Origin of the sequence: Rhizobium sp. 62_C5_N11_2 (assembly GCF_051811185.1) — a bacterium.
Classification (GTDB): domain Bacteria; phylum Pseudomonadota; class Alphaproteobacteria; order Rhizobiales; family Rhizobiaceae; genus Rhizobium; species Rhizobium leguminosarum.
On record NZ_JBPWPW010000001.1, the window covers coordinates 4,416,479 to 4,443,150 of the forward strand.

Sequence of the window (26,672 nt, forward strand, 5' to 3'; positions counted from 1 at the left end):
TAACAATTCCTCAATTAGGCTTACCGAAAGTTTAATTCACATCGGCAGGGAGCCTAAACCACGCCCACGCAGCGCCTCGGCAATTTCCTCTAAAATCGTTGGATCATCAATGGTTGCAGGCATTTTCCAGGGTATGCCGTCGGCGATCTTCTGCATCGTGCCGCGCAGGATTTTGCCGGAGCGTGTCTTCGGCAACCGGTTAACGATGATGGCCGTCTTGAAGGCAGCAACAGGCCCGATCGAATCACGAATCATCGCCACGACCTCTGATTCGATCGCCGTTGCGTCACGGGAAACATGTCGTTTCAGCACCAGGAAACCGCAGGGCGCCTGACCCTTCAGCACATCGATCACGCCGATGACAGCGCATTCGGCGACATCGGGATGGCGCGCACAGACCTCCTCCATCGCCCCGGTAGAGAGCCGATGACCGGCGCAATTGATGATGTCGTCGGTGCGCGACATGATGAAGAGATAGCCATCCTCATCGACGTAGCCCGCATCGGCCGTCTTGTAGTAACCGGGAAACTCATCGAGATAGGCCGATCGGAAGCGTTCGTCCGCGTTCCAGAGGGTCGGCAGGCAGCCGGGCGGCAAGGGCAACTTGACGACAATATTGCCGAGCGTTCCCGCCTCGATCGGATGACCGGCATCATCGAGCACCGCCATATCATAGCCGGGCATCGGCAGTGCCGGCGAACCGTGCTTGATGGGAAGGGCGCCGAGGCCAAGCGGATTTGCGGCAATCGGCCAGCCGGTCTCCGTCTGCCACCAATGATCGATGACGGGTATGCCAAGCATACGCTCCGCCCATTTCAGCGTCTCCGGATCCGCTCTCTCGCCGGCCAGAAAGAGCGCGCGTAGATCCGGCATGGGATACTTGTGCATCAACTCGCCGTCACCATCCTCCCGCCGGATGGCGCGAAATGCCGTCGGCGCCGTGAACAGCACCCGCACCTTATACTCCGAAACGATGCGCCAGAATGTGCCCGCATCCGGAGTGCCGACCGGTTTTCCCTCGAAGATCAAAGTGGTTACGCCGGCGAGCAGCGGGGCATAGACGATATAGGAATGTCCGACGACCCAGCCGATATCCGAAGCCGTCCAGAAGACCTCTCCCGGCTTCAAGCCGTAGATATTCCGCATCGACCAGTTGAGCGCGACCATATGGCCGCCATTGTCGCGCACGACGCCCTTCGGCTGGCCCGTTGTGCCCGATGTATAGAGGATGTAGAGCGGATCGGTCGCCTTGACGGAGACACAGGCGATCTCGGCGCCACGGTGCTGCGCCACCGCCGCCTCGAAATCCTGATCGCGGCCGCTGACGAGATCTGCCCGAAGCTCCGGTCGCTGCAGCACCAGACAGCGCCCCGGTTTCGAACGTGCGATCTCGATCGCCTGGTCGACCAGGGGCTTGTAGGCGACGATGCGACCAGGCTCGAGCCCGCAGCTCGCGGTGATTACCAGCTTCGCACCGCAATCGTCGATGCGCGCCGCAAGTTCGCTGGCGGCAAACCCGCCGAAAACGACGGAGTGAACCGCACCGATGCGGGCGCAGGCGAGCATGGAAAAGACCGCCTGCGGCACCATCGGCATATAAAGGATGACACGATCACCTTTGCCGATGCCGCGCTCGACCAACTCTGCTGCGATGGCCATCACTTCCCGAAGCACCTCATCATAGGTAAAATGGCGCTTCTCGCCGTTCATTGCGCTGTCGAAGATGACTGCAGTCTCGCCGCCGCGGCCGGCGGCCACATGCCGGTCCAGGCAATTGTGGCAGGTATTGGTTTCCGCGCCGGAGAACCAGCGGCCATAGACGCCCTCATTGGGCGAGAAAATCCGCTCCGGCGGCTTGAACCAGTCGATGTCATTGGCCGCTTCGCGCCAGAAGGCTTCGGGATCACCTTTCCAGGCCGCATAGGTCTGATGATAGCCGTTCTGCATCTGCTCCTCCCCAGGACATGCAAACCTCGATATCAATCTAGGCGGCATTAAGGGGAACAGGAAGCCCGACCAAAGCAGCGTTTCAGCGCGTGCCGAAAATTGCGGATCCCACACGCACGCTGGTGGCGCCGAAGGCGATTGCCGTCCCGTAGTCACCCGACATGCCCATGGAAAGTTTTCCGACGCCGCATTTGAGCGCGAGCTTTGCCAGCAGGGCGAAATGCGGTCCGGGATTTTCCTCGGCCGGCGGAATGCACATCAAACCTTCGATGGAAAGGCCGAGCTCGTCGCGGCAAAGGGCAACGAAGGCCGGCGTGTCGTCAGGAGCGATACCCGCTTTCTGCGGTTCGAGCCCGGTATTGACCTGGACATAGAGCCGCGGCGTCTTGCCCTGCCGCTTCATCTCATCGGCAAGCGCGCGGGCGATCTTTTCCCGGTCCACCGTCTCGATGACGTCGAAAAGCGCTACCGCATCCGCCGCTTTGTTCGATTGCAGCGGCCCGATCAGATGCAATTCGATGTCCGGACGCTCGACTTTCAGCGCCGGCCACTTGCCCTGGCTTTCCTGCACCCGGTTCTCGCCGAAGACGCGCTGTCCGGCTTCGATGGCCGGACCGATCGCGTCCGCCTCGAAAGTCTTCGACACCGCGACCAGCTGAACGGAACTCGCCGGACGACCTGCCGCGCGTTCCCCGGCCGCAATCCGTGATCGCACGTCGTTCAACCGCTCTTGAAGTTCCATTGTTCTGCCTCGACATACCAGCATGAAAGGATTGGCAATGAACTAACCAGCCAACCTGTGCTTGCCAAGACCCGCCTTCGCGAAATCGCTTGTGCGTGATCAAGATCAGACGCTTGCAGCGCCTGCAAAACTTGACGCTACGGTGGTTTCATGGTGAAGGTCTCGACCAACTCCCCTGATTTTCCGGAAATACGAATACTATGGCCACCGAACGTTATAATCCGCGCGATGCCGAGCCCCGCTGGCAGCAGAAATGGAATGAAGACAAGGTCTTCGAGACCGACAATGCCGATCCGCGCGAAAAATATTACGTCCTCGAAATGTTCCCCTATCCGTCGGGGCGCATCCATATGGGCCATGTCCGCAATTACGCCATGGGCGATGTCGTCGCCCGCTATAAGCGCGCCCGCGGCTACAACGTGCTGCATCCGATGGGCTGGGACGCCTTCGGCATGCCGGCAGAGAATGCCGCCATGGAGCGTGGTGTTCACCCCGCCTCCTGGACCTACCAGAATATCGGCTCAATGAAGGCGCAGCTGAAGGCCATGGGGCTTTCACTGGACTGGAGCCGAGAATTCGCCACCTGCGACGTTGAATATTACCAGCAGCAGCAGCATCTCTTCCTGGATTTCCTGGAGAAGGGCCTGGTCTATCGCAAACAGTCGAAGGTCAACTGGGATCCTGTCGATAACACCGTGCTGGCCAACGAACAGGTGATCGATGGCCGCGGCTGGCGTTCCGGTGCGCTCGTCGAGCAGCGCGAACTGACGCAATGGTTCTTCAAGATCACCGACTTCAGCCAGGATCTGCTGGACGCGCTGGATACGCTCGATCAGTGGCCGGAAAAAGTGCGCCTGATGCAGAAGAACTGGATCGGCCGTTCGGAAGGCCTGACGATCCGCTGGGAGATCGTGCCGGAAACGGCACCGGCCGGCGAGAGCGAAGTCACCGTCTATACCACCCGACCGGACACGCTCTTCGGCGCCTCCTTCCTGGCGATCGCCGCCGATCATCCGCTGGCAAAGGATGCCGCCGCGAAGAACCCGGCTATCGAAGCTTTCTGCGAGGAGTGCCGCCGCGCCGGCACGTCGCTCGCAGCACTCGAGACCGCCGAAAAGAAGGGCATGGATACCGGTATCCGCGTCAGGCACCCGCTCGATCCCTCCTGGGAGCTGCCGGTCTATATCGCCAATTTCGTCCTGATGGATTATGGCACGGGCGCGATCTTCGGCTGCCCCTCGGGCGACCAACGCGACCTTGATTTTGCTCGGAAATATGGCTTGCCGGTGGTGCCCGTCGTCATGCCGAGGGATGGCGATGCCGCAAACTTTTCCGTCGTCGACACCGCCTATGACGGTGATGGCGTGATGATCAACTCCCGCTTCCTCGACGGCAAGACGACCGAGGAAGCCTTCAATATCGTCGCCGACCGGCTGTCGGCCGCTTCGCTCGGCAATGCGCCGCAGGGCGAGCGCAAGGTCAATTTCCGTCTGCGCGACTGGGGCATTTCCCGCCAGCGTTATTGGGGCTGCCCGATCCCGGTCATTCATTGCGATGATTGCGGTGTCGTGCCGGTGCCGAAGGAGGATCTGCCGGTCAAGCTGCCCGATGATGTCACCTTCGACCAGCCGGGCAATCCGCTTGACCGTCATCCGACCTGGCGCCATGTCTCCTGCCCGAACTGTGGCAAGGATGCACGCCGCGAGACGGATACGATGGACACCTTCGTCGATTCGAGTTGGTATTTCACCCGCTTCACCGCGCCCTGGGAGGAAAAGCCGACCGATCCGCAGGCGGCAAACCGCTGGCTGCCGGTCGACCAGTATATTGGCGGCATCGAGCACGCGATCCTGCACCTGCTCTATTCCCGCTTCTTCACCCGCGCCATGCGCGAGACCGGTCACGTGGCCGCCACCGAACCTTTCAAGGGTCTCTTCACCCAGGGCATGGTGGTCCACGAAACCTATAGCCGCGGCGCAGGCGCCAGCCGCGAATGGGTGGCACCCGCCGATATCCGCATCGACGAACTCGACGGCAAACGCCGGGCTTTCTTGCTGACGAACAACGAGGAAGTCGCGATCGGCTCGATCGAGAAAATGTCGAAATCGAAAAAGAACGTCGTCGATCCCGACGATATCATCGCCTCCTACGGCGCCGATACCGCTCGTTTCTTCGTTCTGTCCGACTCCCCGCCGGAGCGTGATGTCATCTGGTCCGAGGCAGGCGTCGAGGGCGCTCATCGCTTTACCCAGCGTCTGTGGCGCCTGATTTCCGAAGCCGCGGACGCGCTCTCCGCCGTCGCACCGGCGCCGGCAATCGATGGGGACGCGTTGTCAATCTCCCAGGCTGCCCACAAGACGCTGAAGGCGGTCCAGAACGACTATGACAAGCTCTGGTTCAACAAAGCCGTTGCCCGAATTTATGAACTCGTCAACGCGCTGGCCGCACCGATGACGAGGGTTGCAGCAGGCGAGGGTGATGCCACCTATCGCGCGGCCGTACGCGATGCCGCCGAGATCCTGATTCAGCTCGTCTCTCCGATGACGCCGCATCTGGCTGAGGAATGCTGGGCCGCGCTCGGCAATGCAGGACTGCTTGCCCGGGCAAGCTGGCCGCAATACGACGAAACACTCGTCATCGAAAACGATGTCGTCCTGCCGGTACAGATCAACGGCAAGAAGCGCGCTGAATTGACAATTTCTCGCGATGCAGATCAGAATGCCGTCACCGACGCCGTGCTGGATCTGGATGCGGTGAAGAACGCGTTGAACGGACAGGCACCGAAGAAGATCATCGTGGTTCCCCAAAGGATTGTAAACATTGTCGTCTGATATCGCTTGCAAGCTGGCTCGCAATGCCGGCATCGCCATGATCCTTGCCTCCGCGGCTTTTCTCTCCGCCTGCCAGGTTCGCCCGCTCTACTCCGAGAATTCCGGTGTCACTGAAAAGCTTTCCTCGGTCGGCTTTTCCCCGGCAGGCAGCCGCATCGAGCAGCAGGTTCGTAACCACTTGATCTTCCTTGCGTCGCGTGGGGCCGGCGAGCCTGAAAAACCGGAATATCAGGTCGAAATGCACGCCTCATCCACCGTTGCCGATACGCTGCTTACGGAATCCGCCGATACTTCGCGAGCCGGTCGTGTGACCGTCAGCGTCACCTACACGCTGCGCGCGGCGACCGACAATCACGTCATCAAGGCCGGCAGCCGGGCGACCACGGCGCTGGTGGATTTCCCTGACCAGGAATTTGCCAAGCAGCGGGCAATCCGCGATGCCGAAAACCGAGCGGCGGATCAGGTGGCGGAATTCGTAGGAGCCGATATCGCCGCTGCTCTCAGCCGCTGAGGGCGGAGATGTGGCAGAGATAAAATCCCACGAATTCGAGACTTTCCTGCAGAAATCGGCGCGGAACTATCGGATTTTCGTCATCTACGGGCCGGATCGCGGCCTCATTTCCGAACGAGCAGGCTTGCTCGCCGGTAAGACTGGTGTCGCGCTCAATGATCCTTTCTCGCTGACGAAACTCGATATCGGCGACCTGCAGAAGGATCCCGGGCGGTTGGTCGACGAGGTCCAGTCGATCGGGCTGTTCGGCGGTGAGAAATTGATCTGGATCCGCGGCGCCGCCAACGAGAAATACCTCGTCGATTCCCTGGCGCTGCTGGCCGAAAAACCACTCGAAGCCGCCTATCTGATCATCGAGGCCGGCGACCTGAAGAAGGGCGCGTTGCTGCGGAAGACCGCCGAAGCCGCGCGATCTGTCATGACGATCCCGTCCTACGCCGATGACAGCCGCGCTCTCAATGCCTTGATCGATACTGAGCTCGGGGCAGAGAAGCTCGGCATTACGCCGGCCGCGCGCCAGGCGCTCATAGCCTTGATCGGCGGTGACAGGATCGCTTCCCGAAACGAGGTTCGCAAGCTTGCTCTATACTGCCGCGGCTTCGATACAGTCGAAGAACATCACGTTACCGAAATAATCGGCGACGCCAGCGCCATCTCGGTTGACGACGCCGTCGATGCCATTCTCGGCGGCGATCTCAACGCCTTTTTGCACGCCATGCAAAAAATCAGCAGCTCGAAAACCGCGATCTTTCTCGTTCTGCAGGCATGCCTGAAGCAATTCCAGCTTCTGGATTCGATGCGCGCCGAGATGGATGAAAAACGGCTGCAGCCGCCTCAGATCATGCAGACGATGGGGCGGCATCTGCATTTTCGCCGCAAACCGATCATCGAACAGGCATTACGCCAATGGACCGCGGAAAGCATCGCGCGGGAATCCAATCGGCTGCAGGCCGCTATTCTGCAAAGCCGACGGAGACAGGTGCTAGAGGACAGCGTCGCAATGCAAACGCTTCTGTCCACCACCCTTCAATCCGGCCGGAAATCCGCCTGAGTAGCATCAGGCCGAGAATCGGAACCGATTTTCGGCCTGCACGATGCGAGGATTGAAAGAGTGGTGAGTGCGTCCTTTGCGCGTCCGAAAGGACGCACAGCGTTTTAGCGCCTTTCGAGCAAACGGCAGATTTCCTCCAGCTGCTCCAGTGACTTATAGGAAATTTTGATCTGGCCACCGCCCGCCTTGTGATTGATCGCAACCTCAAGACCGAGTGCATCGGAAAGTGTCCGCTCCAGCGCCAGTGTGTCGGAATCCTTCTGATCCCGTCGTAAGGCCGCCTGCTGTGGTTCCGACTGAGCCTTTATATTGTTCTGTGCCAGCTTTTCCGCGTCACGCACCGACATGCCCTTGGCAACGATCGTACGGGCAAGACTTGCCGGGTCAGATGTCGAAACCAGCGCACGCGCGTGCCCAGCCGATAGGCTGCCAGCGGCCAGCAGATCGCGAACCGGATCCGGCAGCTTCAACAAGCGCAAAGAGTTGGCAACGTGGCTGCGGCTTTTGCCAATGATTTCCCCAAGGTCGTTCTGGGTGTAACCATATTCAGCAATAAGCTGCTCATAGCCCAATGCCTCTTCGAGGGCATTGAGATCCGCGCGCTGCACGTTTTCGACAATAGCGATTTCGAGCGCCGTCTTATCATCCACGTCACGGACGATGACAGGAATCTCGATCAGCCCGGCAAGCTGAGCTGCGCGCCAACGTCGCTCGCCGGCGATGATTTCATATCGATCCCGCGACATAGTCCGCACAACAATTGGCTGAACGATACCGTGTTGGCGAATGGAACTTGCGAGATCATGCAGCTCAGCATCATCGAAGAAACGACGAGGATTGCGGGGATTACGGCTAACGAACTCGATCGGGATCATCCTGTCGGCACTGATAATCCGCTCGGCTTCCACCGGGACAGGCTGATCCATTTCACCAATCAGCGCCGCAAGGCCACGGCCCAATCGCCTCTTCGATACATCGTCATTCATGATCTACACTCACCTACACCCCGAAAATGATATTACGCGGCCAGCCTTTGGCGCTCTCGCTGGATGACCTCGGAGGCCAGCTGCAGATAGGCCTGACTGCCCGCGCACTTCAAGTCATAGAGAATAGCCGGCTTGCCGTAGGACGGAGCTTCAGAAACCCGAACATTGCGCGGAATTAACGTGTGGTAAACCTTGTCGCCGAGATGCGTGCGCACGTCATTGACAACCTGCTGTGCCAGATTGTTGCGCGCATCGAACATCGTCAGGACGATCCCCTGAATATCCAGACGCGGGTTAACCGTCCGCCGAACCTGGCTGACGGTCTCAAGCAACTGACTCAACCCCTCCAGCGCAAAGAATTCACATTGCAGCGGAACCAAGACCGAATGAGCTGCTGCCATGGCATTCATCGTCAGCAGATTGAACGACGGCGGGCAGTCCAGAAGAACATAAGAAAACGCCATGGCTTCGGGCGAAGACAACGCTTTCCGCAGTTTGAAGACCCGATCGCTTTGCTGCGAGATCTCCATCTCGATGCCGAGCAGGTCCATCGTCGACGGGACGATAAAGAGGTTGGGAACCGCTGTCTCGAGAGTTACGTCGGGGATCCCACGATCACCAACCATCAGATCATAGGAGGAAAGCTTGCGATCACGACGATCGATACCGAGGCCGGTGCTGGCATTGCCCTGCGGATCGAGATCAACGATCAACACACGCTCACCAATAGCCGCGAGCGCCGTTGCCAGATTGATTGCTGTGGTCGTTTTACCAACGCCACCCTTCTGATTTGCGATGGTGATAATCCGATGTCGTTCGCCAGCCATTGCCGCAATATCCCATCTGTTAAACCAAGCGCCGGAGATTTGATACTTCCAAGATAACGGATTCCTGCTCGACGGCGCTCTTATGTTCTAACAGATCGAATTCCCACCGACCACGTGCTTTGTCGATTTCCCTCAGGTAATCCCGGCCTTTGTGAAAAAAGCCACGACAATTTTCCTTGCCAAGCATCCAAGGGGCTGAATAGCCGAGGAGCCCGTCAAGATCGGCAAGGGCGCGCGCTGAAATCGCATCACATTCGCCAATCTTCGGATAGGCATCTTCGATTCGAAGGATATGCACGCTGCCGCGCGCATTGGTCTCCCGCAACGCTGTCCGCAGAAACGCCGCCTTTTTATGGTTGCTTTCGACCAGATGTACCCATCCGTCCTGCAATTCGGCCAGAAAAATCGCCGTAATGACGCCGGGAAAGCCACCGCCACTTCCGAGGTCGACCCAGCTTATCGGTTGCGGATGAATCTGAAAAACCTGGCTGCTATCAGCGATGTGCCGGTCCCATAAGTCTTCAAGGGTCGACGGCGCCACCAGATTAATAGCTTTCGCCCACTTCTGAAACAGCGCAGCGAAGTGTCGAAGCCGTTCCTGTGTTTCACGTGAAACACGCAAGCCGTTTAATTCCATTCTGAAAGACTCTCAAATCTTGTAATCAGGCCCGATGACGCTCAGGCGAGGGGAGGCGACGCAAGTGCACAAGAAGCAATGCGATTGCCGCGGGCGTCATTCCTTCAACGATTGCAGCCTGGGCAATATTGAAAGGGCGAGCAGCATTGAGCTTTGCCTTAAGCTCGTTGGAGAGTCCGGAAAGTGCGTCATAATTGAAAGTAAGTGGGATCTGTCGGTCTTCGTCGCGCTGCTGATCAGCAATCGCCGTCGCTTGCCGATCCAGATAAACCGAATAGCCCGCCTCGATTTCCAACGCTTCCGCAACTTTCGGCCTCATCGCGCCAAGCGTCTCTGGCCAGACATGCCGGAGCGCGGAAAAATCGTAATTTGGATAAGATAGCAAATCATAGGCGGTTCGGCGCTGCCCATCCAGATTGATATTTAGGCCGGCGCGTCGCGCCTCATTCGGTGTAATCGTCAGCGACTGCAACAGCGCCCGACCACTTTCAATTTCTGACTGATAGGATGTGAATCGCTGCGCCCGCTCGCCACTTACACATCCAAGCCGCATGGCCAGGGGCGTTAAACGCATATCGGCATTGTCAGCGCGCAAAGTCAGTCGATACTCTGCACGCGATGTAAACATACGATACGGCTCCGTAACGCCGCGTGACGTGAGATCGTCAATCATGACGCCGATGTAGGAGCTTGTCCGACTAAAATGAAACGGATCCGAATCATTGCTTCGCAAAGCAGCATTCAACCCGGCTGCGAGCCCCTGAGCGGCTGCCTCTTCATATCCGGTGGTGCCATTGATCTGGCCGGCGAGAAACAGGCCTCTCAGCCGCTTGACCTCCAACGATGGCGTCAACTCTCTCGGATCGACATGATCATATTCGATCGCATAGCCCGGTTGCAGTATTCTTGCCACTTCCAGACCCGGGATCGTTTTAATGAATTCGGCCTGTACTTCCGCCGGCAAGGAGGTTGAAATCCCGTTGGGATAAACTGTGTCATCGTCCAGCCCCTCGGGCTCGAGAAAGACCTGATGTCCATCCCGCTCTCCAAATTTCACCAGCTTGTCTTCGATAGACGGGCAATAACGGGGCCCGACGCCTTCGATCTGCCCAGAATACATTGCCGAGCGCATAATATTGTCGACGATGATGCGATGGGTCGCTTCGGTCGTTCTGGTGACGCCGCATTCGATCTGTGGGGTGGTAATCGCATCGGTCATGAAGGAGAAAGGAACAAGCTCCTCGTCAGCCCCTTGTTCACCGACGGATTGCCAGTCGATCGTCTTTCCATCCAACCGCGCTGGTGTTCCGGTCTTCAGACGTCCCAACTGCAATCCCAAGCGGCCGAGGGTAGCAGACAAGCCGATCGACGGTGGTTCACCGACACGCCCGGCCGGTGTCTTTTCCGAACCGATATGAATAAGGCCGCGCAGAAAGGTACCAGTGGTCAAAACCACCGCTGGCGCTTTCAAGATCCGACCATCCTTCATGATCACGCCAGCGACGCGACCATCGACAACTTCTAGATCAAACGCATCGCCTTCGATGATATCCAGGCCAGGCGTCGCTTCGATCGCCGCCAGCATTGCCAAGCGATAAAGCTTTCGATCGGCCTGGGTCCGCGGTCCTCGGACAGCGGCCCCTTTCTTCTTGTTCAGCATCCTGAACTGAATGCCCGCGGCATCGGCGACGCGTCCCATCAGACCGTCCATCGCGTCGATTTCCCGAACCAGATGGCCCTTGCCAAGCCCGCCGATCGCCGGATTACACGACATGACGCCGATCGTGTCTCGTCTATGCGTAATCAGGCCGGTTTTCGCCCCGAGGCGCGCAGCTGCGCTGGCAGCCTCCGAGCCCGCATGGCCGCCACCTATCACAATCACATCGAAGGCATTATCCGTCATTCAAGACTCCACATCCGGCGGACGTTTCACGTGAAACCAAGGCAAGCTGACGCCCAGGGTTTCACGTGAATCATTTGCCGATACAAAACTCCGAGAAGATCACCCCGAGCAGATGTTCGACATCCACTCTTCCGGTAATTCTGCCCAAATACTCTGCGGCAATTCGCAGCTGCTCGGTCCGCAGTTCGAGATTCACATCTGTCTGCGATAACGCCGCCTCGAGCGCTGCTAAACATTTCGTTAGCGAATCTTTATGCCGCTGCCGGCTGGGAATCGCCATGGACAGACCGGCGAAACGTTTCTCGACAATATTGCCGATCAACCGTCGCAGTTCCGGCAAACCGACACCCGTCGCCGTCGAAATCTCCAGATCATACCGATCCGTGGAAATATCGATGAGATCCCTCTTTGTCCCGACAGTAACATGTGGAGAGGTCTGCTCCAAGTCATCGGGTATCTGAGGCTTCGCCATGTCAACCAGCAGCAGAACAAGATCGGCATCGCGAAGCGCAATACGCGCCCGCCGCACGCCTTCCATTTCGACACGGTCGTCCGCCTGCCGAAGTCCAGCAGTGTCATAAAGCTTAATCAGATAGCCATCAATATCGAGATCAACCTGCAGGACGTCGCGGGTGGTTCCGGCAATCTCCGTCACGATTGCGACGTCACGACGCGCCAAGGCGTTCAACAGGCTTGATTTCCCGGCGTTCGGAGCCCCGGCGATGACCACCTTGAAGCCATCCCTGATAATTTCGCCCGCCGAAGCTGCGGCCAGGTGATGCTGGATATCGTTGCGCAGCTTCTCCATATCGGCCCAGACCATATCCGATACTGACCCCGGAACGTCATCCTCGTCGGGGAAATCAAGTTCGGCCTCAATCAGCGCCCGAGCGCGCGTTAATCGTTCCGCCCACGAATCGTAAATTGTGGAAAGCCCGCCTGCGCTATGTTCGACCGCAAGGCGTCGCTGCATTTCAGTCTCGGCACCAATGAGGTCTGCCAGCCCCTCTACCTCGACGAGATCAAGTTTGCCGTTCTCAAAAGCCCGGCGGGAGAACTCACCCTCAACCGCCATCCGAACACCTGGAATTTCGCCAAGCGCGTGAAACAGCGCCGCCAATACGGCTTTGCTGCCATGGATCTGCAGCTCAGCGACATCCTCACCGGTAAACGAATGAGGGGCAGGAAAAAACAGCACCAGGCCGCTATCGATCGGCTGGTTGTTACGAGTCCGAATCGTTCGGTGAGATACGTGCCGGGCTGCCGGAACTGATCCGACAAGCCTCGCCAATATATCTCTGGTCAGGGGACCGCTGATTCGAATGACTGACACGCCCGAAGGTGGAGCACCGCTCGATAGCGCATATATGGTATCATTCAACATGGCCATATCGCCTGGTCCGTCGGTTGGAATCGAACGTGATTCCTCTCAAATAGAAAAGCTGGCGACATCATGACGATGCCCCCAGCTCTTATAGAATGAATCCGGCTAAGGATTACGTATTCATCGAATCGAAGAAGTCGGAATTGTTCTTCGTCTGCTTCAGCTTGTCGATAAGGAATTCGATCGCATCGGTCGTGCCCATTGGAGCAAGGATGCGGCGGAGCACAAAGATCTTCTGCAGATCCTGGCGTGGAACGAGAAGATCTTCCTTGCGCGTGCCGGACTTCAGAATGTCCATAGCGGGGAAGATGCGCTTATCGGCGACCTTGCGATCGAGGACGATTTCCGAGTTGCCCGTACCCTTGAATTCTTCGAAGATCACTTCGTCCATGCGGCTACCAGTATCGATCAGCGCGGTCGCGATGATCGTCAACGAGCCGCCTTCCTCGATATTGCGCGCCGCACCGAAGAAACGCTTCGGCCGCTGCAGAGCGTTAGCGTCCACACCGCCGGTCAGGACCTTGCCTGACGAGGGAACGACGGTGTTATAGGCACGGCCCAGGCGCGTGATCGAATCGAGCAGGATGACAACGTCGCGTCCGTGTTCGACAAGACGCTTGGCTTTCTCGATGACCATCTCGGCCACCTGCACGTGACGCACGGCCGGTTCGTCGAAGGTCGAGGAGATAACCTCGCCGCGAACCGAACGCTGCATATCGGTCACTTCTTCGGGGCGTTCATCGATCAGCAGGACGATGAGATAGCACTCCGGATGGTTGGCGGTGATCGAATGCGCGATGTTCTGCAGCAACACGGTTTTACCGGTACGCGGCGGCGCGACGATCAATCCACGCTGGCCCTTGCCGAGCGGCGCCACCAGGTCGATCACGCGCGGCGACAGATCCTTGGTGGTGGGAATATCAAGTTCCATCTTGAAGCGCTCGTTCGGATAGAGCGGCGTCAGATTGTCGAAGTGAACCTTGTGACGGATCTTTTCCGGATCGTCGAAATTGATGGTGTTGACCTTGAGCAGCGCGAAATAGCGCTCGCCTTCCTTCGGTCCACGGATCGGGCCCTCGACCGTATCGCCGGTTTTCAGCGAAAACCGGCGGATCTGCGATGGGGAGATGTAAATATCGTCCGGGCCCGGCAGGTAGTTCGCATTGGCCGAACGCAGGAAGCCGAAACCGTCCTGCAGCACTTCGACGACGCCTTCACCGATGATTTCGACATCCTGGCTGGCAAGCATCTTGAGGATCGCAAACATCAGCTCCTGCTTGCGCATCGTGCTTGCATTCTCGACCTCGAGCGATTCGGCAAATGCCAGCAGATCCGTCGGGGATTTACTCTTAAGTTCCTGAAGCTTCATTTCAGCCATGAAGTGACCAATACTCTTTTCAATTTCAAAGGGGAAAGGCGATGTTGGGTCGTATTCGGTACCGCGAAAGGGCTCGCAGACGACTGAACTCTACACACATGCCACGTAGATGAGATGCGCGGAAAATAGCGACTCGCAATCGCTGCCGCAAGAGGGCTGCTTAAAATGAAGCAAATTTAACCCAGAGGGCGATTTTCTTCAGAACGGCTTCACCACGACGAGGATGACGATCACGATCATCAGCACGGTCGGCGCCTCGTTCATGAACCGCCAATAGCGCGCCGAGCGGCGATTTTCATCCCGCTCGAACGCTCTGACGGCGCGGCTGAAGAACATATGAACACCGGTGAGCAACACAACGAGACCGATCTTGGCATGCAGCCAGCCGCCCTGGAATCCATAAACCGACCAGGCGAGATAGAGGCCGAAAATCCACGTCAACATCATCGCCGGGGTCATGATGATTCGAAGTAGCCGGCGCTCCATCACCTTGAAGGTTTCCGATTGCACCGAGCCGGGCTCGGCATCGGTGTGATAGATGAACAGCCGCGGCATGTAGAACAATCCGGCCATCCAGGAAATGACCGCGATAATGTGCAGTGCCTTGATCCAGAGGTAGAGATTATCGGGGTTCCAGGCAAAAAGCCCGATCGCCATCAGCGCGAAGAAAACCAGCGCAAAATGAGCCCGACGCCGGGCGTAAGCGCCAGATCTCCGGTCGGTCTGTTTTTCCATCGTCACGCCCCGCCTCGTACGCGCCCACTTCGCACGCGATCGACCAGCAGACGCACATGCTCGGGGTCAGCCTGCGGCGTAATGCCATGACCGAGATTGAAAATCAGCGGACCATTGCCGAGCTGCTGCAGAATATCGTCGATGCCGTCTTCCAACGCCCGGCCGCCGGCAACGACGCGCATCGGATCGAGGTTGCCCTGAACCGGTCCATCCTTTTGAAGTTCGGCTGCAAAGGCCAGCGGGACCGACCAGTCGAGGCCGATTGCATCTGCGCCCGTCTTCTGGCGATAGGTTTTCAGCTGATAACCGGCGCCCTTGGCAAAAGCGATGATGCGAGCATGTGGCCGTTGCGATTTGACCGAAGCGATCATCCGCGCAACCGGCCTGATCGCAAACGCCTCGAATTCCTTCTCTCCGAGAACACCAGCCCAGGAATCGAAGATCTGCACGGCATCGGCGCCGGCATCGATCTGGGCGACGAGATAATCGGCCGATACGTCGGCAAGCAGCATCAGCAGATGCTCGAAGGCGCGGGGATGCCTGTAGGCGAAAAGACGGGCAGGGGCCTGATCCGGCGTGCCGTGACCGGCAATCATGTAGGTCGCAACCGTCCATGGCGCGCCACAGAAGCCGAGCAGCGTCGTCTCGACTGGCAACTCCTCCCGCAGCCGCCGCACCGTTTCCAGAACCGGCCTGAGATAATCGACAACCTCTTCGCCATTCAATCTGCCGATACCGGCTTCATCGATGGGATCCATCTCCGGACCACGGCCCTCGGTGAACCGGACATTCCGCTTCATTGCATCGGGAATGACCAGGATATCGGAAAACAGAATGGCGGCATCGAAGCCATAGCGGCGGATCGGCTGCAATGTCACTTCGACGGCGTGGTCAGGCGTGTAGCAGAGATCGAGAAAACTCCCGGCCTTTGCCCGCGTCTCCCGATATTCCGGGAGATAACGTCCTGCCTGTCTCATCAGCCAGAGAGGAGGAGGGGAGAGGCTCTCGCCACTCAAAACCCTCATGATCTTTCGGCGCGTATCGCTCAAGCGCTTCTTCCCTATAAAAAAACAAAGATATTTTAAAAGGTTTCTATTTCTTAGAGTCGGTGACTATCAAGGATTAAAATCCATCCACCGCCGATGCCATTTGTCGCGCGGCTGCAAAAGAACATCGGAAAGATTGGTCGATCTCGTCCAAATTTCGGGGAGAAGCCGAATCCGAAAATGATTCCAAATCCTTCCAGCTCGGCAATTTTTTTCATAGCTGTGGATAGGCTGTGGACGAGCATTCAAGAAGCCTAGCCCTTCCCCGTCGTCCACAGGGCCAACCAAAACCGATCGGCAGAATCCGAAATGTGGATAAAGAGGCATGTTTTCCCTTGCCGGAGACTGCCTCGCCGCCGTAGCTCTGTTTCATCCAGTCTTTTCAACAGGCAGCGGAAAATAGCGTGGAGAACAGAACGAACTTCTTTCATCTGCATCTGATTTCTGACTCAACGGGAGAGACTCTGATCTCCGCCGGGCGCGCCGCGTCAGCGCAATTCAGATCGGCGCAACCGATCGAGCATGTCTATCCGCTGATCCGCAATCGCAAGCAGCTGCTGCCGGTTCTGCAGGCGATCGATGACGCCCCCGGCATCGTGCTCTACACCATTGTCGACCGGGAGCTTGCAAGCCTGATCGATGAGCGCTGCATCGAGATGGGCGTCGCCTCCGTGAATGTGCTGGAGCCGGTGATGAATGCCTTCCAGATCTACCTCGGGGCCCCGTCGCGCCGTCGGGTCGGCGCCCAGCATGTGATGAATGCCGGCTACTTCGCGCGCATCGAAGCGCTGAATTTCACCATGGATCACGATGACGGTCAGATGCCCGACGACTACAATGACGCCGATGTCGTGATCATCGGAATCAGCCGTACGTCGAAAACACCGACCAGCATCTACCTCGCCAACCGAGGCATCAAGACCGCGAACATTCCGATCGTCTATGGCGTGCCATTGCCGGAGAGCCTCTTCGTCGCGAGCAAACCGCTGATCGTCTGCCTGATCGCCACCACCGACCGCATTTCCCAGGTGCGGGAAAATCGTGTGCTCGGGGTGACGCAGGGTTTCGACCGCGAACACTACACCGATCGTGCCGCGATCTCGGAGGAGCTGAAATATGCCCGCTCGCTTTGCGCCCGTCACAACTGGCCGCTGATCGACGTCACCCGCCGCTCAATCGAGGAAACAGCCGCGGCGATCGTTGCCCTGCGCCCGAAGCTGCGCTAAGCGCTGACGAAAAGCCGGCACTCCGAGGAACCCATGACGCCAAAACTCATCCTTGCATCGTCGAGTCCCTTTCGCCGGATGCTGATGCAAAATGCAGGTCTGGCCTTCGAGGCGCATGCCGCAAGGATCGATGAACGAGCCGTCGAAGCGCCGCTGGAAAGAGCCGGCGTTAGGCCTGATGCCGTGGCCCTCGTTCTGGCCAGGGCCAAGGCCGAGGAAGTGAGTAGCCGTTTTCCGGATAGCCTGGTCATCGGTTCGGATCAAACGATGTCGCTCGGTGACCGCGTCTTCCATAAGCCGAAGGACATGGCCGACGCAGCCAGTCATCTTCAAGCCCTTTCGGGTGTAACCCATCGGTTGAACAGCGCTGTCGCCATCGTCAGCGATGGCGTGGTCTTGTGGGAACATCTCGCCCATGCGGAACTGACGATGCGGCCGCTGACGGCGGAGTTCATCGCCAGACATCTGGCGCGGGTTGGCGAAAAGGCGCTTTCCAGCGTCGGCGCCTATCAATTGGAGGGGCAGGGCATCCAGCTCTTCGAAAAGATCGAGGGTGACTATTTCACCATTCTTGGCCTGCCGATGCTGCCGTTGTTACAAAAATTGCGAGAACTCGGAGCGATCGATGGGTGATTCACGTGAAACATTCGGGCCGAAAGCGTTTGTCACGGGCTTTCCCATCAAGCATTCGCGCTCGCCGTTGATCCACGGACATTGGCTGAAGACGCTCGGCCTGCCAGGCAGCTACCGCGCTCATGAAGTGGCACCCGAGGCCTTTTCCGATTTCATTCAGTCGCTGAAGGACGGCAGTTCCGGCTTTGCCGGAGGCAACGTCACCATTCCCCACAAGGAATTGGCGTTCCGGCTCGCCGACAAACCGGACGCGTTATCGCACGAGCTCGGCGCCGCGAACACGCTCTGGCTGGAGGATGGTGCGCTACATGCGACGAATACCGACGGTCGCGGCTTCATCGCCAATCTCGACGAACGCCATCCGGGCTGGGACCGGCATGGCACGGCCGTCGTCTTTGGCGCCGGCGGCGCCAGCCGGGCGATCATCCAGGCGGTCCGCGATCGTGGTTTCAAGGAGATCCATGTCGTCAATCGTACCGTCGAACGCGCGCGTGAACTCGCGGATCGCTTTGGCCCGCGTGTTCAGGCCCACCCGGCCGGGGCGCTTACTGAAGTGATGAAAGGCGCCGGCCTCTTCATCAATACCACCTCGCTTGGCATGGACGGCGAGACGGCGCCGCAACTCGATTTCTCGCCTCTGGCGGCCGATGCCGTCGTCACCGATATTGTCTATGTGCCCTTGAAGACGCCGATCCTGGCACAGGCGGAAGAGCAAGGATTTCCGATCGTCGATGGTCTCGGCATGCTGCTTCATCAGGCCGTGCCCGGATTCGAGAGATGGTTCGGCCAGCGTCCCATCGTCGACGCGGCGCTGCGCGCCCTCATCATCGCGGATATGGAAGCACACTGATGCTGAAGATCGGTCTCACCGGCTCCATCGGAATGGGAAAATCGACGGCGGCAAAGCTCTTCGCCGATGCCGGAATCCCGGTGAACGATTCGGATGCCGTGGTCCACGATCTCTATGCCGGCGAGGCTGCACCCCTGGTGAATGCCGCCTTCCCCGGCACGATGAAGGATGGAGCAGTCGACCGACATGAACTTGGCCGCCAGCTTGCTCTTCATCCTGACGGCTTCAAACGCCTGGAAGCGATCGTCCATCCGCTGGTTCGCAAACGCGAGAGGGAATTTGTGAAGCGACAGCGCGCCACCGGCGCCGACATGGTATTGCTCGATATTCCATTGCTTTTCGAAACCGGCGCCGAGGCAAGAGTGGATATCGTCGTCGTCGTCAGCACTGATCCACAGATTCAGCGCCAGAGGGTGCTTGCGCGCCCAGACATGAGCGAGGAAAAATTCAACATGATTCTGTCCCGCCAGACGCCGGACGCAGAAAAACGGCGGCGGGCCGATTATCTGATCGACACCAGTCATAGTGTCGCGGTGACGAGGGAACGGGTGCTCGATATCGTCGCCGACCTGAAAACGCGGATTGCCAAAGGAGATTTCCGGAATGCGTGAGATCATCTTCGATACGGAAACCACCGGCCTCGACAACCGCGCCGACCGCATTATCGAAATCGGCGGCATCGAGCTCTTCAATCATTTTCCCACAGGCAACACGATCCATATCTTCATCAATCCTGGAGATCAGAAAGTTCATCCGGATGCGCTCGCCGTGCACGGCATCACCGATGAATTCCTGAAGGACAAGAAGCCTTTCGGGGAGGTTGCCGAACAAATCCTTACCTTCTTCGGCGATGCGAAGTGGATTGCGCATAACGCCACCTTCGATATGGGCTTCATCAACGCGGAATTCGCGCGAATCGGTTTGCCGCCAATCCTGCCGGAAAGGGTGCTCGACACCCTGTCGATGGCGCGGCGCAAACACCCGATGGGACCGAATTCGCTCGATGCGCTCTGCCGGCGCTACGGCATCGATAACTCGCACCGCACCAAACACGGCGCGCTGCTCGACTCCGAATTGCTTGCCGAAGTCTATATCGAGATGATCGGTGGCAGACAGGCAGCCCTCGGACTCGGCATGGCCGGCAAATCCAACCAGGCAGCTCGCGGTGACATGGCGATGGAAGACGATGTGGTGATTGCCGCAGTGCTCGATCGGCCCCGGTCGCTCGCGCCGCGCCTTAGCCAAATCGAGGAGCAGGCGCATGAGGCGCTCGTCGCCAAGCTCGGTGAAAAAAGCGTCTGGGCGAAATACGCCAACCTCGATTAAACCGGTCCTCAATTGAAAATGCCCGGGACCAGCCCGGGCATCCGCATTTCAGACAAGAAAGAGCCGATCAGTTCGGAACGGCCTGAACCTTGGCGCGGGCCTGTTCTTCGGCAACGCGCTGAGCGAACATTTGCGTGAAGTCGATCGGGTCGATCATCAGCGGCGGGAAACCACCGTTGCGGGTGACGTCGGCAATGATCTGACGGGCGAAGGGGAAGAGCATGCGCGGGCACTCGATGAAGAGAACCGGCAGCATGTGTTCTTGCGGGAAACCGGCAACGCGGAAGACGCCGCCATAGGTGAGTTCGGTATGGAAAACCGTCTTGTCGCCGTCCTTGGCCTCGGCATTCAGCGACAGCACGACATCGAAATCCGTATCGGAAAGCGGGTTGGCGTTGACGTTCACATTGATGTTGATCGTCGGTGCCTTGTCGCGGGCCTGCAGCGAACGCGGCGCACCCGGATTTTCGAAGGAAAGATCCTTGGTATATTGCGCAAGGATCGAAAGGGTGGGGTTGGTCGCACCGTTGCTGTTGTTATCGTCTGCCATTGGCTTTTCCTCGAGGGGCATGGGAATGGTGCCGCCATCTAACATTTCAGGGAAGGGCTTACAACCCTGGGCGCTTGGCGCGGTTGATCAGCCGCAGTGCCTCAATCGCCGAGATGTTTGCCGGACCACGGCGAGTTGCGATCCGGCTCTCTATGATAGTCCTCTTCGTCGAGATCGACCACCTTCGAATTCGGCTTGCGGTCGCGGAAATCGGGTTGCGGAGCGGAGGAAAAACCGCCCTTGGCATTGACGACGACGAAGCGTTTGGCGATCGCCCGCCAGACGAGATCGCGCACCGGCGGAATGAGAATAAGGATCGCAATGATATCCGTGAGGAAGCCGGGAATGATCAGGAGCAGCGAGGCGATGACATTCATGGCCGGCCGCAGCAGGTCGCGGCCCGGCATCACCCCGTTTCGTCCTTCACTCGACATGCGGCGCAAAATACCAATGCCCTGCCGGCGCAGCAGGACCACGCCGATAACGAAACCCAGCATGACGAGCGCGAGCGTCAGCCACAATCCGATAGCCCGGCCGACGACGACGAAACCGGCAATTTCGGCGAGCGGCAGCAGCAGAATGAAGGCTGGCAGGATCGAAAAACGCATGTCGGTCATGTCCCGGGCTCGCCGGTCTCCTCTTGGCGCTGGCGAAGATGCCAGCCATCATTTGAATCATCTGTATAGGCAGACTATATGGGAGTACAAATCAGAGATGTTAACGGCGGCTGCGATACGATATGAGTTCGAACGACTTCATCACATTATTTTTCCTGGTGGCGGCTGTGCTGATTTTCTTTCAGCTCCGCTCCGTGCTCGGGCGCCGCACAGGAAATGAGAAGCCGCCGCGCGATCTCTATACGCCGCGGGATGCGGCTCCGGCTGAAGCCGCCGATGCCGGCAAGGTCGTGACTCTGCCGCGGCGCGATGCGACGACGGAGGACGAGGATCGCTTCGCCGCCATCGATGCTTTCGCGGCACCCGGAACGCCGCTCAACGAATCGCTGCGCGCGCTGAACAAGGCCGATCCCGCCTTCAGCCCGAAGGAGTTTCTGAACGGCGCCCGCATGGCTTACGAGATGATCGTCATGGCCTATGCCGATGGCGACCGGAAAACGCTGAAGAACTTGCTGTCTCGCGAAGTCTATGACGGGTTCGATGCGGCGATCGGCGAGCGCGAAGCCCGGGGCGAGAAGGTGAAGTCCACTTTCGTCGGCATCGACAAGGCCGAAATCATCCATGCGGAGACGAAGGGAAGCGAAGCGCAGATCACCGTGCGCATCGTCAGCCAACTGATATCGGCCACCTACGACAAGGCGGATGTGCTGATCGAAGGCGACGCCGAAAACGTCGCCGAGGTCAACGACCTCTGGACCTTTGCCCGCGACACACGTTCGCGCGATCCGAACTGGAAACTCGTGGCGACCGAATCGGAACATGAGTGACCACGCATCGGACTTCGTCCTGCAGGCCATAAACTTCGACACTTTGGAAGGCTGGAAGGATGATGATCCCTGCGGCCTTTTTGAAGTCATGCGAAGCTGCCGGCGGCAGATCACCGATGTCAAACCGTACCGCACCGGATCGCTTGGCCTGAGCTCGGAAGACCTGCTTCCGCTTCTCGCCGCCGCCGAAGATTTCACGCCGTCATCTCCGGCATCGGCGCGCGCCTTTTTCGAGACGCACTGTCGGCCCTTTCTGATTCGCCGCAAGGATGGCAATTCCGGCTTCGTCACCGCCTTCTACGAACCTGATATCGACGTGTCGGAGCGGCCGGACGAAATTTTCCGTTTTCCTTTCTACAGGCGCCCGGACGATCTGATCGATCTCGACGACGCCAATCGTCCCGTCGAGTTGGACAAGGCCTATGCTTTTGGCCGTCTGCATGACGGCCGCGTCGCGGCCTATCCGGACCGCCGCGCCATCGATCAGGGTTTTCTCGAAGGCCGCGGCCTCGAAATTGCCTGGGCGAAGTCGAAGGTCGATGTCTTCTTCGTTCATGTGCAGGGTGCTGCCCGCCTGCGTTATAAGGATGGTCGTATCGGCCGCATCACCTATGCGGCGAAGGCCGGCCATGCTTTCTCGGCGATCGGTAAGCTGCTGATCGAGCGCGGGGAGATGGACCGGGCGGAGATTTCGATGCAGGCGATCCGTGCCTGGCTGGCGCGCAATCCCGAGCGCGTCGACGAGGTGTTATGGCATAACCGCTCTTATATTTTTTTCCGTGAAGCGCCGGTTGCCGATCCGCAGGCAGGTCCGATCGCGGCCGCCAAGGTGCCGCTTCTCGCCGGGCGCTCGCTTGCGGTCGACCGGATGATCCATACCTTCGGCTTTCCGTTTTTCATTCACGCCAAAAGCCTCACCCATCTCGACCAGGGCCGGCCGTTCAGCCGGCTGATGCTGGCGCTCGATACCGGCTCGGCGATCATCGGGCCGGCGCGGGGTGATATCTTCACCGGCTCGGGGGATATGGCCGGAGAAAGTGCCGGCACCGTTCGCAATGACGCCGATTTCGCCATCCTCATTCCCAATGCCGCCGCCGGAAGATTCGACTGATGGCCAGGGATCGCAAGCTGAGCGCGGATGAGAGGATCCTCTGGGGCAAGGTTGCCCGCAGCACGCGGCCGATGCCCGGCAAGGCGGGGGCGTTGACCGAACTTGATGCTTTTCTTGCCGAAGCCGAAGCGGCGGCTGAACGGGAACAGGAAAAGCAGACGCCCGCCACACTCATGCCGCCACAGCCGACAGCACCGTCAACGGCGAAGCCATCGGCCGGGGTGCATCATCCGCTGGAAAAGCCGGTCAAGCGTAAGATCGCCAAGGGCCGGCTGGCGCTCGAAGCGCGGATCGACCTGCACGGGATGGTGCAGAGCCAGGCTCATGCCATCCTTCTCGATTTCCTGATCCGCGCCCACGAGCGCGGCATGCGCCACGTGCTCGTGATCACGGGCAAGGGCAGCTCGATGGGCAGCGAGGGCGCGCTGAAGCGGGCCGTGCCGCTCTGGTTCTCGAAGCCCGAATTTCGCTACCTGATCTCCTCCTATGAGCCGGCCGCACAGCATCATGGCGGTGAGGGCGCGCTCTACATTCGCCTGTCGCGGCGGCATGGGGAGAGGCCATGACACCCTTCGGAGAGGCGGTTCGCAGGCTACGGGCGCGCAAGGGCGTCTCGCAGAAGGAGATGGCGGAAGCGCTGAATGTCTCTCCCGCCTATCTTTCGGCGCTCGAACATGGAAAGCGTGGTTTGCCGACCTTCGATCTGCTGCAGCGCATCGCCGGTTATTTCAACATCATCTGGGATGAGGCCGAGGAACTGTTCCTGCTCGCCCGCTCGTCCGACCCGCGCGTCGTGATCGACACCTCCGGCCTGCCCCCCGAATATACCGAATTTGCCAACCGGCTGGCCCGGCAGATTCGCAACCTTGACAGCGCAGAGATAGGCCGGCTATCGGCTCTTCTCGAAAATGGCGGCAAAGGCGACGGAAAAGCGTCATAATCCCCTGTTTTATGCCTTGTTTTAGGGGCTTGCCATTGGGAAGTGGGTTCAAAAAACCTATATACGAGAGTGAAGAAAGCCGGTGATTCGCAAGGCGCGCCGCAGCTTTACGACAACAGGGAAAATCTCAACAGAATGAGCGATACATCCGCGACGGAAAACGGCGTAAGCACCGAATATGGCGCAGATTCCATCAAGGTTCTGAAGGGCCTCGATGCGGTGCGCAAACGCCCCGGCATGTATATCGGCGATACCGACGACGGCTCCGGCCTTCATCACATGGTCTATGAAGTCGTCGACAACGCGATCGACGAAGCGCTTGCCGGCCATGCCGACATCGTCACCGTCACCCTCAATCCGGATGGCTCGGTGACCGTCACCGACAACGGTCGCGGCATCCCGACGGACATTCACACCGGCGAAGGCGTGTCGGCTGCCGAAGTCATCATGACGCAGCTTCATGCCGGCGGTAAGTTCGACCAGAATTCCTACAAGGTTTCCGGCGGCCTGCACGGCGTCGGCGTCTCCGTCGTCAACGCGCTGTCCGTATGGTTGAAGCTGAAGATCCGCCGTCAGGACAAGATCCATGAAATGAGCTTCACCCATGGCGTCGCCGATGCTCCGCTGAAGGTTACGGGCGACGCGCCGAATGAGACCGGCACGGAAGTGAGCTTCATGCCGAGCACCGACACCTTCACCATGACGGAGTTCGACTACGGCACGCTGGAGCATCGCCTTCGCGAGCTCGCCTTCCTGAATTCGGGCGTCCGCATCCTGCTGACCGACAAGCGCCATTCCGATATCAAGCAGGAAGAGCTGCGTTATGACGGCGGCCTCGAGGCTTTCGTCGCTTATCTAGACCGCGCCAAGAAGTCGCTCGTCGACAAGCCGGTTGCCATCCGCGGCGAAAAGGACGGCATCACCGTCGAAGTCGCGATGTGGTGGAACGACAGCTATCATGAGAACGTGCTCTGCTTCACCAACAACATCCCTCAGCGCGACGGCGGCACGCATATGGCCGGTTTCCGCGCGGCGCTGACGCGCCAGGTCGTTTCCTATGCCGACAGTTCCGGCATCACCAAAAAGGAAAAGGTAACGCTGCAGGGCGAAGACTGCCGCGAAGGCCTGACGGCGGTTCTGTCGGTCAAGGTACCCGATCCGAAATTCTCCTCGCAGACCAAGGATAAGCTCGTTTCCTCGGAAGTCCGTCCTGTTGTCGAAAGTCTCGTCAACGAGGCGCTGAGCACCTGGTTCGAAGAACATCCAAGCGAAGCCAAGATTCTTGTCGGCAAGGTCGTCGAGGCCGCCGCCGCCCGCGAAGCAGCCCGCAAGGCACGCGAGTTGACCCGCCGCAAGGGCGCGCTCGATATCGCTTCGCTGCCGGGCAAGCTCGCCGACTGCTCCGAGCGTGATCCGACAAAATCCGAAGTCTTCCTCGTCGAGGGCGATTCTGCCGGCGGCTCGGCCAAGCAAGGCCGCTCGCGCGAGAACCAAGCGATCCTGCCGCTGCGTGGCAAGATCCTGAACGTCGAACGCGCCCGTTTCGACAAGATGCTGTCGAGCCAGGAAATCGGCACATTGATCACCGCGCTCGGCACCGGCATCGGCAAGGACGAGTTCAATGTCGAAAAGCTGCGCTACCACAAGATCATCATCATGACGGACGCCGATGTCGACGGCGCCCATATTCGCACCCTGCTGCTCACCTTCTTCTTCCGGCAGATGCCGCAACTGATCGAGCGCGGTCATCTCTATATCGCCCAGCCGCCGCTCTATAAGGTTTCGCGCGGCAAGTCGGTGCAGTATCTGAAGGATGAGAAGGCGCTCGAAGAATACCTCATCAGCCAGGGCCTGGAAGATGCTTCGCTGAGGCTTGGTAGCGGCGAGGTTCGCGCCGGCCAGGATCTGCGCGAGGTCATCCTCGATGCCCTGCGCATGCGCGCCCTGCTCGACAATCTCCATTCGCGCTACAATCGTTCCGCCGTCGAACAAGCGGCGATTGCCGGAGCGCTCAACGCCGAGCTCGCCAGCGACCCGGCTAGAGCGCTGGCGCTGGCAAACGAAGTGGCAGGGCGGCTCGACATCATCGCCGAGGAAACCGAGCGCGGCTGGCAGGGCGATGTGACAACCGATGGTGGGCTGCGCCTGGAGCGCATGGTCCGCGGCGTCAGGGAAATGGTCGTGCTCGACATGGCGCTGATCGGTTCCTCGGATGCCCGTCACATCGACCAGCTGACGGCACGACTCAAGGAAATCTATCAGACGCCGCCGTCGCTGCATCGCCGCGAAGGCGACGTCGAAATCTCTGGTCCGCGCGCCTTACTCGACGCGATCTTCGCAAGCGGCCGCAAGGGCCTCACCATGCAGCGCTACAAGGGCCTTGGCGAGATGAATGCCGAGCAGCTCTGGGAAACGACGCTCGATCCGAATGTTCGCTCGCTGCTGCAGGTCAGGGTCAATGACGCCACGGACGCCGATGGCCTCTTCGCCCGCCTGATGGGTGACGAAGTCGAACCCCGGCGCGAATTCATCCAGGACAATGCGCTGAGCGTTGCAAACCTTGATATCTAATTGATATTTCGAAAGTAAAAGCCCCGCCGCCCCTGGACGCGGG

The 26,672-nt window shown here is 59.0% G+C and carries 25 protein-coding genes; 13 read left to right on the forward strand and 12 right to left on the reverse strand.

Annotated features, from left to right (window positions below; genetic code table 11):
* Positions 1 to 36: 36 nt before the first annotated feature.
* Positions 37 to 1,947, reverse strand: coding sequence for a propionyl-CoA synthetase (locus AB8B31_RS21620; RefSeq protein ID WP_131605742.1), 1,911 nt, complete (start codon positions 1,945 to 1,947; stop codon positions 37 to 39).
* 82 nt (positions 1,948 to 2,029) lie between these two features.
* Positions 2,030 to 2,689 (reverse strand): YggS family pyridoxal phosphate-dependent enzyme, encoded by a 660-nt coding sequence (locus AB8B31_RS21625; RefSeq protein WP_131605743.1) that lies wholly within the window; start codon positions 2,687 to 2,689, stop codon positions 2,030 to 2,032.
* A 200-nt stretch (positions 2,690 to 2,889) separates the two neighbouring features.
* Between AB8B31_RS21625 and leuS the strand changes: the two genes are divergently transcribed.
* Genes leuS through holA form a run of 3 tightly spaced genes read left to right on the forward strand, consistent with a single transcriptional unit; the run spans position 2,890 to position 7,082 of the window.
* Positions 2,890 to 5,520: a leucine--tRNA ligase gene (leuS, locus tag AB8B31_RS21630; RefSeq protein ID WP_130653329.1), complete on the forward strand. Its 2,631-nt coding sequence runs from the start codon at positions 2,890 to 2,892 to the stop codon at positions 5,518 to 5,520.
* Positions 5,510 to 6,031, forward strand: a complete 522-nt coding sequence (gene lptE, locus AB8B31_RS21635) for an LPS assembly lipoprotein LptE (protein WP_018244151.1) — start codon at positions 5,510 to 5,512, stop codon at positions 6,029 to 6,031. Before leuS ends, lptE begins: the two co-directional genes overlap by 11 nt.
* Positions 6,032 to 6,041: 10 nt before the next feature.
* Entirely contained in the window at positions 6,042 to 7,082 is a 1,041-nt protein-coding gene (gene holA, locus AB8B31_RS21640) for a DNA polymerase III subunit delta (RefSeq protein WP_130653330.1), read from the forward strand.
* Positions 7,083 to 7,186: 104 nt separating this feature from the next.
* On the opposite strand, the gene AB8B31_RS21645 is transcribed toward holA, so the two are convergent.
* From AB8B31_RS21645 to hemE, 8 genes are all read right to left on the reverse strand, one after another.
* Positions 7,187 to 8,068: a ParB/RepB/Spo0J family partition protein gene (locus tag AB8B31_RS21645; protein ID WP_018244153.1), complete on the reverse strand. Its 882-nt coding sequence runs from the start codon at positions 8,066 to 8,068 to the stop codon at positions 7,187 to 7,189.
* Positions 8,069 to 8,100: 32 nt separating this feature from the next.
* On the reverse strand, positions 8,101 to 8,895 hold the full coding sequence (locus AB8B31_RS21650) for a ParA family protein (protein WP_130653331.1): 795 nt from the start codon (positions 8,893 to 8,895) through the stop codon (positions 8,101 to 8,103).
* A gap of 19 nt (positions 8,896 to 8,914) precedes the next feature.
* On the reverse strand, positions 8,915 to 9,532 hold the full coding sequence (rsmG, locus tag AB8B31_RS21655; RefSeq protein WP_131605744.1) for a 16S rRNA (guanine(527)-N(7))-methyltransferase RsmG: 618 nt from the start codon (positions 9,530 to 9,532) through the stop codon (positions 8,915 to 8,917).
* Positions 9,533 to 9,557: 25 nt separating this feature from the next.
* Positions 9,558 to 11,435, reverse strand: coding sequence for a tRNA uridine-5-carboxymethylaminomethyl(34) synthesis enzyme MnmG (gene mnmG, locus AB8B31_RS21660; RefSeq protein WP_439007506.1), 1,878 nt, complete (start codon positions 11,433 to 11,435; stop codon positions 9,558 to 9,560).
* A gap of 70 nt (positions 11,436 to 11,505) precedes the next feature.
* Positions 11,506 to 12,825 carry a tRNA uridine-5-carboxymethylaminomethyl(34) synthesis GTPase MnmE gene (gene mnmE, locus AB8B31_RS21665; protein ID WP_112905589.1) on the reverse strand — a complete coding sequence of 440 codons (1,320 nt, stop codon included), beginning with the start codon at positions 12,823 to 12,825 and terminating at the stop codon, positions 11,506 to 11,508.
* Between the two features lie 106 nt (positions 12,826 to 12,931).
* Positions 12,932 to 14,197, reverse strand: a complete 1,266-nt coding sequence (rho, locus tag AB8B31_RS21670; RefSeq protein ID WP_011654069.1) for a transcription termination factor Rho — start codon at positions 14,195 to 14,197, stop codon at positions 12,932 to 12,934.
* 198 nt (positions 14,198 to 14,395) lie between these two features.
* Positions 14,396 to 14,932 (reverse strand): protoporphyrinogen oxidase HemJ, encoded by a 537-nt coding sequence (gene hemJ / locus AB8B31_RS21675; RefSeq protein WP_032994780.1) that lies wholly within the window; start codon positions 14,930 to 14,932, stop codon positions 14,396 to 14,398.
* Positions 14,933 to 14,934: 2 nt separating this feature from the next.
* Entirely contained in the window at positions 14,935 to 15,981 is a 1,047-nt protein-coding gene (hemE, locus tag AB8B31_RS21680; protein ID WP_131605746.1) for a uroporphyrinogen decarboxylase, read from the reverse strand.
* A 401-nt stretch (positions 15,982 to 16,382) separates the two neighbouring features.
* Between hemE and AB8B31_RS21685 the strand changes: the two genes are divergently transcribed.
* From AB8B31_RS21685 to dnaQ, 5 genes are read left to right on the forward strand one after another with little or no spacing between them, the layout of a single operon-like run.
* Positions 16,383 to 17,204: a pyruvate, water dikinase regulatory protein gene (locus AB8B31_RS21685; RefSeq protein ID WP_011649834.1), complete on the forward strand. Its 822-nt coding sequence runs from the start codon at positions 16,383 to 16,385 to the stop codon at positions 17,202 to 17,204.
* 33 nt (positions 17,205 to 17,237) lie between these two features.
* The gene (locus AB8B31_RS21690; RefSeq protein WP_131605747.1) at positions 17,238 to 17,837 is read left to right on the forward strand and encodes a Maf-like protein; all 600 of its coding nucleotides are present in this window, start codon (positions 17,238 to 17,240) and stop codon (positions 17,835 to 17,837) included.
* The gene (locus tag AB8B31_RS21695) at positions 17,830 to 18,687 is read left to right on the forward strand and encodes a shikimate dehydrogenase (RefSeq protein WP_130653335.1); all 858 of its coding nucleotides are present in this window, start codon (positions 17,830 to 17,832) and stop codon (positions 18,685 to 18,687) included. Before AB8B31_RS21690 ends, AB8B31_RS21695 begins: the two co-directional genes overlap by 8 nt.
* Entirely contained in the window at positions 18,687 to 19,298 is a 612-nt protein-coding gene (coaE, locus tag AB8B31_RS21700; protein WP_131605748.1) for a dephospho-CoA kinase, read from the forward strand. Before AB8B31_RS21695 ends, coaE begins: the two co-directional genes overlap by 1 nt.
* Positions 19,291 to 20,013 carry a DNA polymerase III subunit epsilon gene (gene dnaQ / locus AB8B31_RS21705; protein WP_131605749.1) on the forward strand — a complete coding sequence of 241 codons (723 nt, stop codon included), beginning with the start codon at positions 19,291 to 19,293 and terminating at the stop codon, positions 20,011 to 20,013. Before coaE ends, dnaQ begins: the two co-directional genes overlap by 8 nt.
* A gap of 67 nt (positions 20,014 to 20,080) precedes the next feature.
* On the opposite strand, the gene secB is transcribed toward dnaQ, so the two are convergent.
* Both secB and AB8B31_RS21715 read right to left on the reverse strand, forming a co-directional pair.
* Complete coding sequence (gene secB / locus AB8B31_RS21710; RefSeq protein WP_017995590.1) at positions 20,081 to 20,563, reverse strand: protein-export chaperone SecB; 483 nt, start codon at positions 20,561 to 20,563, stop codon at positions 20,081 to 20,083.
* 101 nt (positions 20,564 to 20,664) lie between these two features.
* Positions 20,665 to 21,171 (reverse strand): FxsA family protein, encoded by a 507-nt coding sequence (locus tag AB8B31_RS21715; protein ID WP_032980783.1) that lies wholly within the window; start codon positions 21,169 to 21,171, stop codon positions 20,665 to 20,667.
* Between the two features lie 131 nt (positions 21,172 to 21,302).
* Here AB8B31_RS21715 and AB8B31_RS21720 point away from each other — a divergent pair, with 131 nt between their 5' ends.
* The 5 genes from AB8B31_RS21720 to gyrB all read left to right on the forward strand — a co-directional run bounded on the left by AB8B31_RS21720 (position 21,303) and on the right by gyrB (position 26,629).
* A complete protein-coding gene (locus AB8B31_RS21720) occupies positions 21,303 to 22,007 on the forward strand; it encodes a Tim44/TimA family putative adaptor protein (RefSeq protein WP_131605750.1) in 705 nt (234 codons plus the stop codon).
* Positions 22,000 to 23,118: a murein transglycosylase A gene (mltA, locus tag AB8B31_RS21725; protein WP_131605751.1), complete on the forward strand. Its 1,119-nt coding sequence runs from the start codon at positions 22,000 to 22,002 to the stop codon at positions 23,116 to 23,118. Before AB8B31_RS21720 ends, mltA begins: the two co-directional genes overlap by 8 nt.
* Positions 23,118 to 23,684 (forward strand): Smr/MutS family protein, encoded by a 567-nt coding sequence (locus AB8B31_RS21730; protein WP_131605752.1) that lies wholly within the window; start codon positions 23,118 to 23,120, stop codon positions 23,682 to 23,684. Before mltA ends, AB8B31_RS21730 begins: the two co-directional genes overlap by 1 nt.
* Positions 23,681 to 24,058 (forward strand): helix-turn-helix domain-containing protein, encoded by a 378-nt coding sequence (locus tag AB8B31_RS21735; RefSeq protein WP_018244167.1) that lies wholly within the window; start codon positions 23,681 to 23,683, stop codon positions 24,056 to 24,058. Before AB8B31_RS21730 ends, AB8B31_RS21735 begins: the two co-directional genes overlap by 4 nt.
* Before the next feature lie 135 nt (positions 24,059 to 24,193).
* Positions 24,194 to 26,629, forward strand: coding sequence for a DNA topoisomerase (ATP-hydrolyzing) subunit B (gyrB, locus tag AB8B31_RS21740; protein WP_047622505.1), 2,436 nt, complete (start codon positions 24,194 to 24,196; stop codon positions 26,627 to 26,629).
* The last annotated feature ends 43 nt before the right edge of the window (positions 26,630 to 26,672 follow it).

Bases quoted from the DNA above. Each gene is read 5' to 3' on its own strand.
- AB8B31_RS21620 (WP_131605742.1), bottom strand. From the start codon at position 1,947: ATGCAGAACGGCTATCATCAGACCTATGCGGCCTGGAAAGGTGATCCC.
- AB8B31_RS21625 (WP_131605743.1), bottom strand. From the start codon at position 2,689: ATGGAACTTCAAGAGCGGTTGAACGACGTGCGATCACGGATTGCGGCC.
- leuS (WP_130653329.1), top strand. From the start codon at position 2,890: ATGGCCACCGAACGTTATAATCCGCGCGATGCCGAGCCCCGCTGGCAG.
- AB8B31_RS21645 (WP_018244153.1), bottom strand. From the start codon at position 8,068: ATGAATGACGATGTATCGAAGAGGCGATTGGGCCGTGGCCTTGCGGCG.
- AB8B31_RS21650 (WP_130653331.1), bottom strand. From the start codon at position 8,895: ATGGCTGGCGAACGACATCGGATTATCACCATCGCAAATCAGAAGGGT.
- rsmG (WP_131605744.1), bottom strand. From the start codon at position 9,532: ATGGAATTAAACGGCTTGCGTGTTTCACGTGAAACACAGGAACGGCTT.
- mnmG (WP_439007506.1), bottom strand. From the start codon at position 11,435: ATGACGGATAATGCCTTCGATGTGATTGTGATAGGTGGCGGCCATGCG.
- mnmE (WP_112905589.1), bottom strand. From the start codon at position 12,825: ATGGCCATGTTGAATGATACCATATATGCGCTATCGAGCGGTGCTCCA.
- rho (WP_011654069.1), bottom strand. From the start codon at position 14,197: ATGGCTGAAATGAAGCTTCAGGAACTTAAGAGTAAATCCCCGACGGAT.
- hemJ (WP_032994780.1), bottom strand. From the start codon at position 14,932: ATGGAAAAACAGACCGACCGGAGATCTGGCGCTTACGCCCGGCGTCGG.
- AB8B31_RS21690 (WP_131605747.1), top strand. From the start codon at position 17,238: ATGACGCCAAAACTCATCCTTGCATCGTCGAGTCCCTTTCGCCGGATG.
- AB8B31_RS21695 (WP_130653335.1), top strand. From the start codon at position 17,830: ATGGGTGATTCACGTGAAACATTCGGGCCGAAAGCGTTTGTCACGGGC.
- coaE (WP_131605748.1), top strand. From the start codon at position 18,687: ATGCTGAAGATCGGTCTCACCGGCTCCATCGGAATGGGAAAATCGACG.
- dnaQ (WP_131605749.1), top strand. From the start codon at position 19,291: ATGCGTGAGATCATCTTCGATACGGAAACCACCGGCCTCGACAACCGC.
- secB (WP_017995590.1), bottom strand. From the start codon at position 20,563: ATGGCAGACGATAACAACAGCAACGGTGCGACCAACCCCACCCTTTCG.
- AB8B31_RS21715 (WP_032980783.1), bottom strand. From the start codon at position 21,171: ATGCGTTTTTCGATCCTGCCAGCCTTCATTCTGCTGCTGCCGCTCGCC.
- AB8B31_RS21720 (WP_131605750.1), top strand. From the start codon at position 21,303: ATGAGTTCGAACGACTTCATCACATTATTTTTCCTGGTGGCGGCTGTG.
- mltA (WP_131605751.1), top strand. From the start codon at position 22,000: ATGAGTGACCACGCATCGGACTTCGTCCTGCAGGCCATAAACTTCGAC.
- AB8B31_RS21730 (WP_131605752.1), top strand. From the start codon at position 23,118: ATGGCCAGGGATCGCAAGCTGAGCGCGGATGAGAGGATCCTCTGGGGC.
- AB8B31_RS21735 (WP_018244167.1), top strand. From the start codon at position 23,681: ATGACACCCTTCGGAGAGGCGGTTCGCAGGCTACGGGCGCGCAAGGGC.
- gyrB (WP_047622505.1), top strand. From the start codon at position 24,194: ATGAGCGATACATCCGCGACGGAAAACGGCGTAAGCACCGAATATGGC.